Origin of the sequence: Paenibacillus castaneae (assembly GCF_002884445.1) — a bacterium.
GTDB lineage: Bacteria > Bacillota > Bacilli > Paenibacillales > Paenibacillaceae > Pristimantibacillus > Pristimantibacillus castaneae.
Genome location: NZ_KZ614144.1, coordinates 3,458,890 through 3,474,665 on the forward strand (window position 1 = coordinate 3,458,890; position 15,776 = coordinate 3,474,665).

18 protein-coding genes are annotated in these 15,776 nt (G+C 41.9%); 4 read left to right on the forward strand and 14 right to left on the reverse strand.

Annotation, left to right across the window (positions count from 1 at the left end; all coding sequences use genetic code 11):
• Positions 1-96 precede the first annotated feature (96 nt).
• Both CEF13_RS15655 and CEF13_RS15660 read right to left on the reverse strand, forming a co-directional pair.
• Positions 97-480: a DUF3992 domain-containing protein gene (locus CEF13_RS15655; RefSeq protein ID WP_102711793.1), complete on the reverse strand. Its 384-nt coding sequence runs from the start codon at positions 478-480 to the stop codon at positions 97-99.
• A 116-nt stretch (positions 481-596) separates the two neighbouring features.
• On the reverse strand, positions 597-986 hold the full coding sequence (locus CEF13_RS15660) for a DUF3992 domain-containing protein (RefSeq protein WP_102711795.1): 390 nt from the start codon (positions 984-986) through the stop codon (positions 597-599).
• Positions 987-1,185: 199 nt separating this feature from the next.
• On the opposite strand from CEF13_RS15660, the gene CEF13_RS15665 reads away from it, so the two are divergent.
• Positions 1,186-1,614 (forward strand): S-Ena type endospore appendage, encoded by a 429-nt coding sequence (locus CEF13_RS15665; RefSeq protein WP_102711797.1) that lies wholly within the window; start codon positions 1,186-1,188, stop codon positions 1,612-1,614.
• A gap of 96 nt (positions 1,615-1,710) precedes the next feature.
• On the opposite strand, the gene CEF13_RS15670 is transcribed toward CEF13_RS15665, so the two are convergent.
• The 7 genes from CEF13_RS15670 to CEF13_RS15700 all read right to left on the reverse strand — a co-directional run bounded on the left by CEF13_RS15670 (position 1,711) and on the right by CEF13_RS15700 (position 8,609).
• Positions 1,711-2,205, reverse strand: a complete 495-nt coding sequence (locus CEF13_RS15670; protein WP_243864909.1) for a hypothetical protein — start codon at positions 2,203-2,205, stop codon at positions 1,711-1,713.
• Between the two features lie 242 nt (positions 2,206-2,447).
• Positions 2,448-3,740, reverse strand: a complete 1,293-nt coding sequence (locus CEF13_RS29285) for a hypothetical protein (protein WP_102711799.1) — start codon at positions 3,738-3,740, stop codon at positions 2,448-2,450.
• A gap of 1,006 nt (positions 3,741-4,746) precedes the next feature.
• Positions 4,747-5,292, reverse strand: coding sequence for a histidine phosphatase family protein (locus CEF13_RS15680; RefSeq protein WP_102711801.1), 546 nt, complete (start codon positions 5,290-5,292; stop codon positions 4,747-4,749).
• Between the two features lie 34 nt (positions 5,293-5,326).
• On the reverse strand, positions 5,327-5,854 hold the full coding sequence (locus CEF13_RS15685) for a hypothetical protein (protein WP_102711803.1): 528 nt from the start codon (positions 5,852-5,854) through the stop codon (positions 5,327-5,329).
• 95 nt (positions 5,855-5,949) lie between these two features.
• Positions 5,950-6,879: a serine hydrolase domain-containing protein gene (locus CEF13_RS15690; RefSeq protein ID WP_102711805.1), complete on the reverse strand. Its 930-nt coding sequence runs from the start codon at positions 6,877-6,879 to the stop codon at positions 5,950-5,952.
• Between the two features lie 17 nt (positions 6,880-6,896).
• Positions 6,897-8,300 carry an MDR family MFS transporter gene (locus tag CEF13_RS15695; RefSeq protein WP_102711807.1) on the reverse strand — a complete coding sequence of 468 codons (1,404 nt, stop codon included), beginning with the start codon at positions 8,298-8,300 and terminating at the stop codon, positions 6,897-6,899.
• 78 nt (positions 8,301-8,378) lie between these two features.
• Positions 8,379-8,609 carry a hypothetical protein gene (locus CEF13_RS15700; protein ID WP_102711809.1) on the reverse strand — a complete coding sequence of 77 codons (231 nt, stop codon included), beginning with the start codon at positions 8,607-8,609 and terminating at the stop codon, positions 8,379-8,381.
• Positions 8,610-8,856: 247 nt separating this feature from the next.
• Between CEF13_RS15700 and CEF13_RS15705 the strand changes: the two genes are divergently transcribed.
• On the forward strand, positions 8,857-9,474 hold the full coding sequence (locus CEF13_RS15705; RefSeq protein WP_102711811.1) for a DedA family protein: 618 nt from the start codon (positions 8,857-8,859) through the stop codon (positions 9,472-9,474).
• Between the two features lie 175 nt (positions 9,475-9,649).
• Positions 9,650-11,101 (forward strand): SulP family inorganic anion transporter, encoded by a 1,452-nt coding sequence (locus CEF13_RS15710; protein ID WP_102711813.1) that lies wholly within the window; start codon positions 9,650-9,652, stop codon positions 11,099-11,101.
• 70 nt (positions 11,102-11,171) lie between these two features.
• Here CEF13_RS15710 and CEF13_RS15715 read toward each other — a convergent pair whose 3' ends face one another.
• From CEF13_RS15715 to CEF13_RS15730, 3 genes are all read right to left on the reverse strand, one after another.
• Positions 11,172-11,441: a hypothetical protein gene (locus CEF13_RS15715; protein WP_341806433.1), complete on the reverse strand. Its 270-nt coding sequence runs from the start codon at positions 11,439-11,441 to the stop codon at positions 11,172-11,174.
• 79 nt (positions 11,442-11,520) lie between these two features.
• Positions 11,521-12,096 (reverse strand): hypothetical protein, encoded by a 576-nt coding sequence (locus CEF13_RS15720; protein ID WP_102711817.1) that lies wholly within the window; start codon positions 12,094-12,096, stop codon positions 11,521-11,523.
• A 479-nt stretch (positions 12,097-12,575) separates the two neighbouring features.
• Positions 12,576-13,157 (reverse strand): GNAT family N-acetyltransferase, encoded by a 582-nt coding sequence (locus CEF13_RS15730; protein ID WP_102711821.1) that lies wholly within the window; start codon positions 13,155-13,157, stop codon positions 12,576-12,578.
• A gap of 804 nt (positions 13,158-13,961) precedes the next feature.
• On the opposite strand from CEF13_RS15730, the gene CEF13_RS15740 reads away from it, so the two are divergent.
• The gene (locus CEF13_RS15740) at positions 13,962-14,228 is read left to right on the forward strand and encodes a translation initiation factor 2 (RefSeq protein ID WP_102711832.1); all 267 of its coding nucleotides are present in this window, start codon (positions 13,962-13,964) and stop codon (positions 14,226-14,228) included.
• Positions 14,229-14,230: 2 nt separating this feature from the next.
• Here the strand turns inward: CEF13_RS15740 and CEF13_RS15745 are convergent, their stop codons facing one another.
• Positions 14,231-14,881 (reverse strand): hypothetical protein, encoded by a 651-nt coding sequence (locus CEF13_RS15745; protein WP_102711834.1) that lies wholly within the window; start codon positions 14,879-14,881, stop codon positions 14,231-14,233.
• A gap of 383 nt (positions 14,882-15,264) precedes the next feature.
• Positions 15,265-15,753, reverse strand: coding sequence for an NUDIX hydrolase (locus tag CEF13_RS15750; RefSeq protein WP_102711836.1), 489 nt, complete (start codon positions 15,751-15,753; stop codon positions 15,265-15,267).
• Positions 15,754-15,776 lie beyond the last annotated feature (23 nt).

Below are 15,776 nucleotides of genomic sequence, written 5' to 3' on the forward strand. Positions count from 1 at the left end.
ATAAATCAGTAATGATTATAGAAAACACAACTACGGTACAGCCTGTAACCACTTGATATCGTAATAACATGCCCAATTTCAATGCCTAACCGATAATTAGCCTAAAGGATACCGTGGAGTTATACAGAACTCGCCTTGGTATGGAGGTGCAAATGGAGCAACTCCTGTTAATGTTATAGAAGTAAACCCGTTTTTGGTAAATGCAAGACTAGCACCTACAGGTAGAGTATCCGTTTCCACGACTGTTGCTCCGAGCAGAAAAGTTACGGTTACTTCTCCACCAGTCGGTCCACTGTCTAATGATATGGTTCCGGATACAAACGTTTTAGTTGGATTTGTATTTAGTGCATAAATGACCTGAGGCGTTGCGGTTGTTAAAGTATAGGGAGCACATAATTTATCCTGCACATATGGGGTCTGACTACAACACTCATGATTGCCTACCACTAAGGTTTGATTATTACTGCTGCATCCACTCATGGATTAGGTTTCCTCCTCTAATAAATCCGTTTTTAAGTTATCAATATTTACCATAGTACAGCCTCAATCCACTCGTATACGTGATAACGCGCCTAATTGCCTTGTCTATCCGATAATTAGCCTAATGGATAACGTGGGGTTAAACAAAACTCTCCTTGGTATGGAGGTGTAAATGGCGCAGCTCCGGTTCCTGTTAATGTTATTGAAGTAAAGCCGCTTTTGGTAAATGCAAGACTAGCACCTACAGGTAGGGTATCAGTTTCCACAATAGTAGCACCAAGCAGAAAAGTTACGGTTACATCACCACCGGTCGGTCCGCTGTCTAATGATATTGTTCCGGATACAAACGTTTTAGATGGATTTGTATTAAGAGCATAGATGACTTGAGCTGCAGCGGTTGTTATGGTATAGGGAGCACATAATTTATCCTGTACGAATGAGGTTTGACTACAACACTCATGATTTCCTGCCACTAAGATTTGATTATTACTGCTACATCCACACATTAATTAAATTTCCTCCTCAAATAAATCAGTATTGGATATATAAGTACGTAGCTACTGTATAGCCTGTATCCGCTTGTATCCGTGATGATACGCCCCTTTGCAACCCGTATTCAATAAATGGTTATCTGTCTTAGTACGGTTTACCCATAGCATCAATAAACTAAATTCCAAAGGTTGGTTTATTAGGAGGCAGGGATATATGAAAGCAATTACTCAAACAACACGACAAAAGACAGTTGTTAATGTTACAACAGGCTGCTGCCGCTCATCAAAGAGGAAAAAGAGGAAATGCAGAAAAAAAAGAAGATTTGTTGTATGCGAAAAAATATGCGGACGAATTTTTCAAAAATGTGATGGAAATGTCCGTGTTTACTTTCGTACTGTAGGTATTCACCGACCATCCACAAGTGTCTTAAAAATCGAAAACGACTCGGATTGCCAAATGAAAGCTATCATTCAATTGGGCTCTAAAAGGAAAATAATTGAGCAGACAATAGATGAATATCAGGAATCCACTTTTGTTATAGGCTCTATTAAAGACTTTAAAATAATGTGTACCAAAAACAACGATGAGGATAAATTCTGCAAAGGCAAGTTCGAATTAATGATTCGCTCGAGAAGTTCATAATAAATGTAGCTAGTCCATACATCAAATGCGAAGTAGAGTCGGGGATATGGAGGGCTAATGGGAAACGGGTCTCATTTATGTTGTTCTATTTCCCCTCTATGCAAGTTGCGTAATAACAAGGTGTGCTGATACCGGCCTTGTTCCTCCAGCGAGAGGAGTGATTGTAAGTGCCGTGGAATTGCCAGCAGGATTACGTACAGTGAGTATAGAATTGAGGACTGTTGTTTGGACAAGAGCCATTCCTACAATCTGAGTCGTACCTGTTGCTCGCCCGACGACCGTATAGACTAGATCAGTGCCATTGAGAGTTAAAATCAGTTGGCCAGCTTCGGTCACACTAACCTGAAACAAGACCTGATAAGTGCCAATTGCGGACAAGTTAAACGTACTAGTTCCAATACGGGTAATAACAGTCCCACTAGTAGGCCCATTTTGCGGGAAACTTACGTCTGTACCAGGAGCAACTGTTGCTGCATTATCAGAAGGCATCAAGGCATAAAAATCCGCAAAACCAAACGTTTTTACTATAGGAGTTGTGCTTCCTTGGCAGCAGGAAAAACGGGAGTTATTTACATAAATTCTCTGAGACACCATAACCACAACCTTTATATATTTTTATAAGATGCCTGTTGAATAGATTAAGAGAATTCAGTTTAAGCTTAAGACACTAAATTCTCTTTGGTTTTTTAAATTCAAAAAATTCATATAATCATTAGTCCTTGCTTATATATGGTTATCGTATTCAGATAAAGATGTTCGGGGACAGGCAATAGTACTATGATAATTCGCATATTTTTCATATCATTTTGCTACTGAATCTAGTAGTACAAAAATCAAGTTAATTCATGCATGGACCAAACAACTCCATTCGCTACGCCGCTACCTACGTTAAGCGTGATTGTCAATCCGTTCGCATTATAGAAAAGCCCAATAATATCACCTGCATTTAGTGTAACTTCGCCTGCCAAAGTCACTGTTCCGTTTCCGAGTATAGCTCTTAACGTTAAAAGCAATGCAATATTAACATTTAAAACAGGTAAGAGCCCACTAACCAAAGTAGTCGTTGTAGGTGATGTTCTTTGTACAAGAAAATAAGGATTAACTCCGGGACCAAGGGCAGCGGTAATAGCTGCCGTGGTGGAATAGTTAATAGTTGCCAAAATTGAATACCTTCCAGTTACTGAAATCGTGTAGTTTCCAGTAACCGGATTGAAATTCGCATTTCCGTAATAAGGGCTCGCTACAGACCAGTTCGTTAATTGTCCAGTAGTCGATAAAGCTAAATTAGCTAAATATGCTGAAAATCCTTCTGCTGCAATATTCGGCCCTGTCGCTCCCGTTACTCCTGCAACTCCAGTCGCTCCCGCGATACCTGTCGCCCCCGTCGCTCCCGTTACTCCTGCAACTCCAGTCGCTCCTGCGATACCTGTCGCCCCCGTTACACCTGTCGTTCCCGTTGCTCCCGCGACACCTGTCACTCCCGTCACGCCTGTTGCTCCCGTAACACCTGTCGCACCCGTTACTCCCGCGACGCCAGTCGTTCCGGTTGCTCCCGTGACTCCCGCGACACCTGTCGCTCCCGTTGCTCCGGTGACGCCAGTCGCTCCCGTTGCTCCCGCGACACCTGTCGCTCCCGTTGCTCCCGCGACACCTGTCGCTCCCGTCACGCCCGTTGCTCCCGTGACACCTGTCGCACCCGTTACTCCCGTGACTCCAGTCGTTCCCGTTGCTCCCGTTACTCCTGCAACTCCAGTCACGCCTGCGATACCCGTTGCTCCCGCGACGCCAGTCACTCCCGCGATACCTGTCGCACCCGTCGCCCCCGTTACACCTGTCGCACCTGTTGCTCCGGCAACGCCCATCGCTCCCGTCACGCCCATCGCTCCCGTCACGCCCGTCGCTCCCGTTGCTCCGGCTGCTCCAGTCACTCCCGTCACACCCGTTGCTCCCGTGACGCCTGTTGCTCCTGCTCCTCCAGATCCAGTTGCTCCAGTCGCTCCCGTCGCACCAGTAATTCCTTTCTTGGAAGATAACCCACAACAATATAAACCACCGGAGCAAGAACAATCATCTTTGGATGAACAGGAGCATTCAAAGTCATTATAGTCACTAGCATTGATATACATTTCAATCATCCCTTCAGTCCAACATCAGCAACTTTGTGCCGATCAAAAAAAGAAAGTAATAAGATTTAACTCAAAACAATCCGGATGAAGAAGTTGGATGTTGACTAGGATCTTATACCCATTACAATCTTTCAAAAGCGTTATTTAGACGTCTTTGCGGACAAGGTTCCTTTATTCGCTTCTTAATTTGAATTTGTGAATTTATGATGAATTCACAACCGGTTAACGAATCGGATGTCCACAGATAGACGAAAACAAAGGTTTAGTTAAAATAGCGGAACCAACGTCCGCTTCACCGAATTTCGATGTGTATATTTTTGTGTCACTCCATATCATCTCTATCACTAGTAAATGAAATTCCCGCTTCATTTGATTGTACTCAAGCCTCTTTTCTCTCAAAATCCTCTCATTTACGCACAAAAAAAAGAGAGCACTATTCTTAAAGAAGACATTGTGACTCTCTGGTTTTTAAGTTTTTATTACCTTAATGTTCTTTTTCCTGAATTTAGCCATTTAGCAAAAACCTAATACTTACATCGTACAATTGCTGCCAAAACAGTATTATTGAAATAATCAACAAACATATTTTTAAATGGCATCTCATGATTGGGCTCAACACACAAATGAACGTTAACCGTCTTAAAAAATGGGATCTACACAAAATAAACGAGCCTGCCGCACCCCAATCTGAATAGGTATCTGAATGCGCGTCATTTCCTTGACTGGTACTGGACTAACATTTCGAGCTCCCATGTAACTACCGCCGTTCAAAAACTTCTGTCCATTCCGCGCAAGACGCATCCATCACACGACATACGACATGTTCACGAGCCTCCAGCGGTACCTTATAGAAGGATTTATCCATCCCAAGAGGTTCAAAAGGTTCTCCATCACATAACAAAATCAATATATGTTTGACCGCTTATTATTTCACCCAATACAATCATGGCCAGCGAGTAACCGTTTATGCATATCAGCATCCTAATTAGTCGGGCATAGCGGAATATTAATTGGATTCCCAAACCCGCTCTATTGCAGTGTGGTCATTATCTATTCTTAATAGATAAATATCTGGGTTTGTGATTCGTTTCCAATCCTCAAAACCAAAATCAGCATTGAAATGTTTAATGATCAAAGAGAGCAGCGCCCCGTGAGTTACTGCACAAATTGTTTTTTCAGGTCTCTTCATCAAATCCTCGATGACATGTAATGCTCGTTCGGATGCTTCCTGTGAAGATTCTCCGCCTTCAAGCTTTAACTCATAATCTGAATATGTCTTCTCTAATACTTCCAACCAATTTTCGATAGAACTTGTGCTCAATACTCTCTCTGCCAAGCGATCATCGATATGAATATTCCGACCCAAGCATTGACTTAACGGAATGATGGTTTGTACAGCTCTTTCAAATGGGCTTGATATTATATATTCGATCTCCTTATCCTGCAGATAAAGAGCCAATGCTTCCGCTTGCTGCTGCCCCTCTTTTGTTAGAGCGGCTTCAGGCTCTTGCCCGAGCGCTTTACAATGTCTAATCAAATAAATAGATTTCATAGCTGCTCCTTTCGTTTTTGTTTATTTGTTATTGCTAAAGAAGTCCTTTGATCAGATCAATATTGTTCTTAGCTCTCAGATTTAAAGCTCTCTTATCTTTAATTTGGAATAAGATCAGCTCATGTCCGGGATCAATAATTAACGGCTTTGCGATAATATCTTCCAACAGCAGTGCTGTAACCTTACAGGCTTCATGTAATTGTTCAATGGTGCATTTGCCCTTCACTAATTTAATGATTTCTATTATGTTTTCAGCGTACATGAGTTTCACCACACTATCGGAAGACATCAAATGACGAGTAGTAAAGCTAATGACAGCATCCAAAATACGGCTATCCGGATTATTCTTTGCAATTGAAAGCAATTGATGTACAGCCTCCCAGCTTCTAATCGAAAGCTCACTTGTGCGCTGCACAATCATTTCCTCGAGCCAGATCGCCTCAGTATCCTTGGAAATCTCATACTTTTGGTATTCGTTATAATAACCAGCACGATGCATTTGAAAATAGCTGCCGTAATAAGCAGCAAACAGCTCCTTGGCTCTTTCATTATGGTCTTCCATTTGGTCTCCGCCTTATCTATTTAAAAGTATGTTCTTAAGTTGCAAAAAAAAGGCCGTCCTGCAAGGACGAATAACATGTCCATTGTCAAAACAGCCTATTTGAAAGCCGGAATGATATGCTCGAATATCAGATTCCTTGAGAGGATCGCATCATTTCGTTTCGTCACTTCCTTGCGAATGACGATAACGAGCTCAAGCTCCGGTGAAATTAATAAATATTGACCGCCATGTCCGAAAGCAAAATAGCAATCGACATGTCCATTATGGCTCTCCGGCGAATGCCACCAATGGAAACCATAACCGCCATAGATCGGCGGCTCATATTGAAGCAGCCCTCGATGATGAAGCTTAGTGGATTGTTGAACCCATTCAGATGAGAGAAGCTGTTTATCGTCCCAGCGGCCGTTCATGGCAAATAATAGCCCGAATTTGGCTAAATCTCTTCCATATAGAAAAAGTCCCGTACCGCCTTCATTCACCCCAGCACGCTCCATCCAGCGTGCGCTGCGAAATTGAAGCGAATCAAATAAATGCTCTTTCGCGAACTGTAATGCGGTCTTGCCTGTCGCCTTGGTCAATATGGCAGATAATAAATGAGAGCCTCCTGAATTATAAGTAAAGGCTGTTCCGGGTTCTGAAATTAACGGCTGCTCGAAAACAAAACGAACGGGATCTGCTGCCTGCTTAAATGTCTTATACGGCTTATCGAAATCGGGCCAATCAAAACCAGGCGTCATCGTAAGTAAATGTTTAATCGTTATTTCACTTAGGGCATCGCTTATTTCAACGGGATGCTCCAAATATTCCGTAATGGGCTGATCTACGCTCGTTAAGAAGCCTTTATCCAGTGCGACACCGATTAGTGCAGATAATATGCTTTTGGTACAGGAATAGAGCGGTCCAACCCTATCGCTTCCTCTGTCATGCCATTCAGCAATAAATTGCTGACCTTGAAGGACAATGACCGATTTCATTTTCCATTCTGTTAATTGCCTGCTCCAAGCCTCTAAATCCAAAGAACTCATCCTCTAATCGACCTTTCCTAAGAAGCGTTTCTTTGCTGCTGTTCACCCTGTTCCAGCTTCGGCAATCCAAGTGCTAGAAGTAATACAACAATAGCTATCATTGCAATCCATATGAAGATCGTATGTAAGCTGGCTGCAAGCTCGGTTGGTAGTATTTTGTCCGCTTCTCCGGTATGAAGCAGCAAGCCGAACACGGTAATGCCAATGGTTTGGCCTAACGTTCGTATGAAGTTATTGCTGGCCACCGCTGATCCGCGCAGTTCCCAGCCAACCGAGGATGATACAGCTACGGTAAGTGAAGTCAAAGACAAACCAAAAGACAAGCCGGCCATGAATACATAAATAATAAATAGCACTAACGAAGTTGAGGACGTCATAAGTGAAAATCCGAAGCCGCTTATTAGCAGAAAGCATGAACCTATTACACTTATGTAGCGTAGTCCTTTCTTCGCTATCCAATTACCCGCAAGAATTGAGCCCAGCGGCCAAGCGACCGAGAGCGGAATCATGAGAAGTCCTGAATAGGTAGCCGACTTTTGGTACACACCCTGTATCCATAATGGCAAATAAAATATAATGACAACAGTAATCACACAAAGCAGAAAGCTGACCAGATTCGCCATGCTGATCATCCGAATACGAAATAGCTCAAATGGAATAATCGGTTCCGGAGAGCGACGTTCGATGCCTACAAACAGGACAATAAATAAGATCGCCAAAGCGAATAACAACGCAATAAGCCAATTAGGACTTCCCCCAGTCCCAGCATCTCGCAATAATGCCATAGCGTACAGGAAACAGAACATTCCGATGGAGAACGTAACGATTCCTGGATAATCAATATGGCGCTTCTTCTTCTCAAAGGCTTCTCGCAGTGATGTTGACAATAAATAAATAGCAGCAATACCAAAGGGAAGATTCATATAGAAGATCGCTCTCCATGAAATGAAATCAACCAACAGGCCGCCCATCAAAGGACCTGATATGCCTGCAATTCCCCAAATACTGGACATCCAGCCCTGTACCTTAGCCCGCTGCTCGAAGGGATACAAATCTCCGATAACGGTGTACGGAATAGTCGTCAAAGCGCCTGCGCCCAGTCCCTGCAGCGCACGAAACCATATAAGCTGATCCATCGATTGTGCTAACCCGGACAACATGGAGCCTGCAAGAAAGATGATTGCTCCGATAATAAACAATCTCTTCCGTCCATATAAATCTGACAGCTTGCCATACACAGGGGTTGAAATAACTGTAGCCAGTAAATAAATAGATATTATCCAGCTGTATTGCTGGACGCCATTGAGCTCTCCAGTAATGCTGGGCATTGCGGTGCTGACGATGGTGCCTTCGATTGCTGCGAGGAATGTAGCGACAAATAAGGCAATGGTTACTTTACGGCGAGTTTGATTTGCGTTCATTGATTATCCTTTCGACTTGCCATCTAACAAGAATAGAATGATTGAAATAATATCCTTCTATTATGAACGCTTGAGGCGTTAAATATCAATGTACAAATTCAAATTCATGAGTCCTAGCAGCACTTGCCTGTTTTTGAACGATAAACTCATTCGTACATAATCGTAAAATGAATGCAGGCCGTGAAGCATCGTCCGTCTGCCAAAATTCGTTATTCGCAAATAACCGGCATAAAACTTGTTCGGCCATTTGACAAGCTGTTTGTTCTTCGACAAGCAATGTAACGCATAAATTATAACAAAGCGATTCATACCTCCTTAAAGTATCAACCTTTTGCTGAAAATCCAACATGACGACAGCCGCCCCTTCATACGCTTAAAAATCTATTCTTAAGTGTAATAGGTGTATAGCGGTAATTAGTTACGAATTGGTTAAAATGTAAACTTTCTTGTATGATGCTTGTATGGATGACGGTATCCTTTATGATTCGTTTGTGTTAATCTAGCTGAAGAAAACCATTTTATTTTTTTATTTATTGAAAGGTAAGGATGTTGCTAAGTGTATGATTTATTGCTGTCTATCATAGAAGAATTCGGTTACTTTGCTTTATTTCTTGTCCTATGCTTTGGCTTGATCGGGCTTCCTATACCGAATGAAGCGGTCATTATGACAGGCGGCGCTTTAGCGGAATCCGGTGTATTATCCTACGTACCCGCTTATGTCATGACATTTTTAGGCATATGCTCCGCTATGACCTTTGGCTACAGTGTGGGTATATTTTCAGGAAGCAAGCTTTCCAAATGGTTTAGCAGCAAAAAAAATATAAGCAAATTTATGATCAAATCGGAGGATTTAAGTGATCGTTATGGCGGATATGCGCTGAGCATAAGCTTATGCCTTCCTTTCTTGCGGCATGTAACGCCCTATGTGATGGGTATGAATCGGATGCCCTATAAACGCTTCGCTCTCTTCGCTTATCCATCAGCATTCATATGGACACTTATTTATTTCATTATTGGAACACTCGTCGGCGATAAAGTACAAGACCTTTCAGACCATATTTATCGTTATGGCGTATGGGTTATTTATGCACTAGCAGCTATTATTTTAGGTTTTATCATGTATAAGCTGATTAAAGGCAAAGAAGAAAAGGATGGAATAGAAAAGCCGCTATAATCCTTTTATTAGAAGACACCGTTCATTAGATACGGTGTTTTTTTTTTATTAATTCAGCTTCGTTTATTCATTTTTGACTTCATTTATTGTATAATAACGCACAGTGTGAATCGGACCCGACTTTTCTGAGAGTGGAAAGTCAACCTAATTATAGGAACAAGGAGGTTTCTTTCTTTTGCTTCAATCGATCAAACATAATTGGTTCTCCAATATCCGCGGTGATCTGTTAGCTGGTATTACCGTTGCATTAGCGCTCATCCCAGAATCCATCTCATTCTCGCTCATGGTGGGTGTTGGTCCAATGGTTGGACTATATGCATCCTTCTGTATCGCTGTCATTACTGCTTTTTTTGGCGGCAGACCCGGAATGATTTCAGCCGCAACTGGGGCCATGGCTCTTATTATGGTTTCACTTGTCAAAGATCATGGCATCGAGTATTTGTTCGCAGCTACCATTTTGGCAGGAGTATTACAATTTATTATGGGGGTATTAAAGCTCGGTAAGCTTGTGCAATTTATCCCTCAATCCGTTATGCTAGGTTTCGTCAATGCGTTAGGCATACTTATTTTCACTACACAACTGGTACACTTCGTTGGCGCATCTTGGATTATGTACACATTAGTCGGATTAACCTTATTAATTATTTACGTTTTCCCGAAATTCACGAAGGTTATCCCTTCTACGCTAGCGGCTATTATTATCGTATCCGTTATAGCGGTTATGATCGGCGGCGATCTCAAAACAGTTGATTATCGGGGCGCAATCGAAAGCACCCTTCCTACGCTTCATATTCCTGAAGTGTTGTTCTCCTTTGATGCATGGAAGATCATTTTCCCTTATTCCTTATCTCTTGCAATTGTCGGCATATTGGAGTCTTTATTAACCGCTTCCGTTCTTGATGAGATTACCGATACGCCTAGCAACAAGAACAAAGAGGTACGCGGCCAAGGGCTTGCTAACATCGTAACTGGCTTCTTCGGCGGCATGGCCGGCTGCGCCTTAATCGGACAATCGGTCATTAATATGAAATCGGGAGGCCGAACAAGGCTGTCAACGCTTGTCTCGGGAGCCTTCCTGCTTTTTCTCATTATTGTTTTAAGCGATATGGTCAATAAAATTCCTATGGCAGCTTTAGTCGGAGTCATGATCATGGTAGCCATCAGCACATTTGATTGGAAATCTGTTTTTCAAATTCATAAGGTGCCCCGCACGGATGCTTTCATTATGATCGTCACCGTCGTTATTGTGCTCTTTACTCATGATCTATCCAAAGGCGTTCTCGCAGGAGTCATTCTCAGTGCTCTGGTGTTCGTCGCAAAAAACACCAAAATTCGTGTATTCACAACCAAAACGAATGCTACTCAACGAACTTATCAAATATCAGGACAATTGTTTTTTGGCACAACAAGCAGCTTTGTAACCCTGTTCGATTATTCAAACGATCCGCGTCATATTACAATTGATTTCAGCAGCTCGCATGTTTGGGATCAATCCGCAGTGACGGCAATCGCTAAGGTGAAATCGAAATACGAGCAGCTGGACAAGCAGGTTACGTTCATTGGACTCAATGAAGAGAGTAAGCGTATTATCAAAAATATTGGACTAACCTCATCCAGCGGAAAGTAACAAAGAAAGCTCATCCTTCCTTGCACGTTATGTGCTGGACAGGATGAGCTTTCTTCATATTCGTATTCATTTATTTTACAAGCTTTTCCTTAGCGGTATCCACTAGGAAATCAAACAGCTCATCGTCCTCTTCCAGTAAATCCTCTAGAGCGAGCAGCTCCTCTTCCTTGCCCGACTCATGCAAGAAAAATAGGCCGTATCCCCATTCATTACCCTTCTTGCTGTGCAGAGTAATTTCATATTGATTCGCATGACCCTCGACTCCGAATTGCACCTTGCCTACATGTCCATCCTCTTTCGAATACGTCATTGAAGCATCTAGAACTTGAATATTAATCACGTGTAATCTTCCTTCCTCTTCCATAAATTAACCGATAGACCTGCTTGTATAATCATACCACAGCCCGCCGTCAGAAGCATTATGGATTAATCCTTTTACGTCTGGAATAAAAGAAGAATAGCACACTTAGTATAACGATAATTAGCGATAAGATAAGTATGTATTGAAACACATTACCGTCTGCCTGATAAATCCCTTCATCAGCCTGCGGCGGCATTGAACCATTTCCAAGATAAGATACATGCTCGGCTGATTGGCTGTGAAGCATTGTTCCGCTGCAGAGGTTTACTTCTAGCGACTTGCCTGTATTTCTCGCATATACCAAATAGCGCTCGCCTTCCTTAAATCCAAAGGCACAGCTATCTCCTCCTTCAGCAGTCAATACTTCCATATCAGACTTTACATGGCCCTTCCATACCTCATTAACTTGAAAGCTCACTTTGACTGGGTCAGCAGTAGATTTCAATAACGACATGGAGGAAGATTTGATAGCAGTTACGGTTCCTTCAAACACAGCGTCACTTCGATCCTTATACTCTTGAACGGTGTCTAATTGCACACACGAGCATGCATGCGCATCAGTTGGAAAAATGATAAAGCTCCCTGCCACTATCAAGAACGACAGATAAGCGAAATACCATTGCATTCTTTTCATTTCAGTGTCCCCCCAGCATTTCTCTATAGTTGCTTTAATTAAGCCTTTAAGTTAAGACGTATAGACACTGGAAATAGTTGCTGCATAAAGAACGGCGTCTACAGAACGTGGTAAAGGACTGTACCACACCAAAACAAATTGCTGATAGGCTTCCGGAACAATGGGGAGATTTACCCCAAGTAAATCAGTCGCTTAAAGATTTTATGCGTGAAGGATTGATACAAACGAATCCCGTTATGCTCGGTATGTATCGATTAACCGCGGATGGCACGGCCTTAAAGGAGTTAGTGTGGAAAGAAAATATAGCATTAGACTAGATATGCTGAGATATGCTGATCCAAGAGGCTTTTCAAATTATAATACCGTCAATATTCGTGAAATACGTATTAGACTGCCCAATCAATAAAAACAGCGGAGAGCCTTGGACGAAAAAAATTAAGTCCTAGACTGCCGCTGTTTTATTGTGCCAACTCTACCCGTTAGCGTAGCGTCTTATGTAATGATCGGAATTCATCTTCGAGAATAGCCATCGTGATCATATCATGAAATTCCCCATTCATATACAGAGCATCCCGCTGTAACCCTTCTCGTTTAAAACCGATTTTCTCGTAAACATGGATCGCTCGTGGGTTAAAAGTATAAACCTCTAAATAAACTCGATGCAGCTTTAACACGTTAAAGCTAACTCGAAGCATTTGGATCATAGCTTCCGTACCATAACCTTTACCTCGATGCTGATTCCCTTGAATTGCAATACGGATACTCGCGCTTCGGTTGATAGAATCGATTTCATTTAACACGACCTCGCCCAGCAGCTCGTTAGTTTTTTTCAATAGGATCACAAAATCAACACGATCGCTATTTATGACGCTGATTTTCCTAATCCAAGCGGCAATTTCATCACGGGTGAATTCTCTTTGTGAGCCCGTCAGCCGATTACTCTCAGGATCTTGTAAAAAAGTAAAGTAATCATCCAGATCGGACTCCTGAGCAAATCTCAAAAAAATATCACGACCTTCGATTTGAATCTCTGCCAATTGCTCTGTCCAACTGCTAGTCATTATGCGGTTCCTCCTTGATATTATTACAATCCCATATTACTTTATTTTACTATAGAGATCACAAGTAACTCATTACATGATCCTGCCATTAGCTTAATAAGTTAGTTTAATAAACAATTTGGGTCACGGAATCATGGGAGAATTCAGAATATGATATAACCACCAAAATAAAAGAAAGGGGATGCAACAAGTAATTAGTATTAATATAACAATAACTTTACTTATTAATTGATTTTTCATTTATAACCTCCGCGAAAGCATGGTTCCTTTCTATACGAATACTCAGAAGGATTTGTTGCGTTAAACTGCCCGTGGGACTTGATGTAGGGGCGCTATAATAATGTTCACCCCTACTTGTCATGACCATGAATGAGGCTGGTTGGGACGTAAGATCCCGTATCACAAGCGATGTTATTGAGCGACAAGAAGATTTCTGGGCAAGGACATACTCACATTCCTCACCCGTACAGGACCAATCAACGATTTTCGGACTGTTTAATACTGCGATTTTATCCATTCATTATCTCCCTCTGTATTCAAACGGTGTTCATGCTTTTTTATTTGTGAGCTTTTCAACTGACAAACGAGCTTTCCAATTGTCACCTCATTTAGGACGTTAGCATACATTGTTATTGCCTATACATCATTTGAAAATAGCCTCTACGTATAAGATGCTTGCTGATAAATATTGAATATCGAAGTACATAGGGGAGGCCTAAAAAGAAAAGCAGCCATAGTTGGCCGCTCAAGAATGATGATGATCAATATATTCAAGCTTTTTATCTACGAAAGGAGATAATGACTATGAATAGCAATAAAAGCGAAAACGGAACATCTAATACAGCAGATATTCAGGTTGCTAAACTTGCATTTATTGGAGCATCTATCACTACATTAGGGGATGGTATAACAGCAATCGCTGCTGGTCTTGCCCTAGAAGCATTAGTAAAAACCAGTAATAAGAGTTCTCAAACCCAAAACAAACATTTAAAACAGTTAGAAGCATCGCAAAAACAGTTAGACTATTTATTAACTGAATTAAAACAATTAAAAAAAAACATTCAAGCATAGTATTATTGGATTCTGGGTGCATCAGGGCTTGATTGCTGGATAACTGCAGTCGATTGAAGATTTTTCCCTAATAACCATACAGCAAGGCCTGTTCCCCATAGAATGATAGCAGAGCCAAAGCCGACGATGGACATATAGGCGAGAATCTGATGATCTCCGAATGAAATATTTACAGGGACGAACAACCAGGTATAAACCGCATGCAAACAAAGCAACGCGCCTGTAATGTAATAGAGCCTCACCTGAAATAAAAGGGCTAGTGGAAAAAAATGAACGCCGACAATAATAGCAATAAGTATTGGAATAAGCTCACTGCGGTCAATGGCGTTGCATATGGCAACCACAACAAAGGTTGCGATGCCCTCCCCTGCGAATATCAGGTTAAACTTCAGCTTGATTTTTTTACTGAACCTGGAATCCGACTTCAAGCCTTGATTCGTTAGCTTTCTCGATGCACGTGTAAGCGAGCCTGCACCGATGAACAAGGAGGCGCCAATCGCCACAGCTATAATCAACAACAATGCAGTCCCCCAACCCTGCAATCCCATAACTCCCATAAACGCCCAAAGCGTTCCGAAAAAAGCCATGAATATAACCCCCGAAGCCATTCCTCTGATAGCCACTCCAGGAATAGGGTTAGATCCTTCTGTCATTAATAATGATTCTCCCTTCGTTTAGGCTTCCAAATTGAATATCGAAGCGCAAAAAAACTAATCTGAACTGTATTCGATATTGTATTGGAAACCTCATATTCATCCATTACGACAGGTTAATATTTTTTTATAATTTAAACCAGCTCGGCTAACGCCTCAAACGCATAGTTCCCCCTCTTCACAAACTCAAAAGCAGGAGAAATCTCATTTTGAAAGTCTCGCGAAAGTAATCAATCTTCTTCTAGGAAAACTGCGCACCACATTAAAGAAATCTGCCAGTTGCTCAAAGAGGCTGCCCTTCATACGGGCAGCCTCTTCCTAGTGATTAATAGCTATAGTTCTCCGTCAGTGCAAAGATTTTTAAAACACGAGCCCACGTACAACTAAACATGTCTTTGAAGCTTGATATTACATTCTGACGTTGTCGCAGTGACGTACTCTATATAATTCACAGAGCCGTTAAAGTTCAAAAAAGCTTCATAACGCATGCGGATTGCGGGTAAAGTAATCAAATCCAGAACATTTTCCTTTGGAACCCACCTGCACTCGCTCGTTTCATCAGAAGTAGCTAACTCTCCACCCACAGCTTTGCACACGAAATCAAACATGACCTTCGTTGGAACATCAGTCACACCGTCATACCACTTATGGATCGCTGTATTCGAAACAACACTAATTAAATGGCTAACAGTGGCGTCTATTCCACTTTCCTCTTTGATTTCACGAATCACGCCATCAATCAGATTTTCTCCAACTTCAGTTATCCCACCAGGATACACCCAACCATCGTCATGGGCTTTGACTAATAGGATATTTCCATTTCCATCTTCTACAATTCCGCCTGCTGATACAATATGTGTCGGAAACGCCATTTCACGACCTCCTAATACGATCG

Bases quoted from the DNA above. Each gene is read 5' to 3' on its own strand.
- CEF13_RS15690 (WP_102711805.1), bottom strand. From the start codon at position 6,879: ATGAGTTCTTTGGATTTAGAGGCTTGGAGCAGGCAATTAACAGAATGG.
- CEF13_RS15655 (WP_102711793.1), bottom strand. From the start codon at position 480: ATGAGTGGATGCAGCAGTAATAATCAAACCTTAGTGGTAGGCAATCAT.
- CEF13_RS29285 (WP_102711799.1), bottom strand. From the start codon at position 3,740: ATGTATATCAATGCTAGTGACTATAATGACTTTGAATGCTCCTGTTCA.
- CEF13_RS15665 (WP_102711797.1), top strand. From the start codon at position 1,186: ATGAAAGCAATTACTCAAACAACACGACAAAAGACAGTTGTTAATGTT.
- CEF13_RS15745 (WP_102711834.1), bottom strand. From the start codon at position 14,881: ATGACAGAAGGATCTAACCCTATTCCTGGAGTGGCTATCAGAGGAATG.
- CEF13_RS15750 (WP_102711836.1), bottom strand. From the start codon at position 15,753: ATGGCGTTTCCGACACATATTGTATCAGCAGGCGGAATTGTAGAAGAT.
- CEF13_RS15720 (WP_102711817.1), bottom strand. From the start codon at position 12,096: ATGAAAAGAATGCAATGGTATTTCGCTTATCTGTCGTTCTTGATAGTG.
- CEF13_RS15685 (WP_102711803.1), bottom strand. From the start codon at position 5,854: ATGGAAGACCATAATGAAAGAGCCAAGGAGCTGTTTGCTGCTTATTAC.
- CEF13_RS15700 (WP_102711809.1), bottom strand. From the start codon at position 8,609: ATGAATCGCTTTGTTATAATTTATGCGTTACATTGCTTGTCGAAGAAC.
- CEF13_RS15680 (WP_102711801.1), bottom strand. From the start codon at position 5,292: ATGAAATCTATTTATTTGATTAGACATTGTAAAGCGCTCGGGCAAGAG.
- CEF13_RS15660 (WP_102711795.1), bottom strand. From the start codon at position 986: ATGTGTGGATGTAGCAGTAATAATCAAATCTTAGTGGCAGGAAATCAT.
- CEF13_RS15730 (WP_102711821.1), bottom strand. From the start codon at position 13,157: ATGACTAGCAGTTGGACAGAGCAATTGGCAGAGATTCAAATCGAAGGT.
- CEF13_RS15695 (WP_102711807.1), bottom strand. From the start codon at position 8,300: ATGAACGCAAATCAAACTCGCCGTAAAGTAACCATTGCCTTATTTGTC.
- CEF13_RS15740 (WP_102711832.1), top strand. From the start codon at position 13,962: ATGAATAGCAATAAAAGCGAAAACGGAACATCTAATACAGCAGATATT.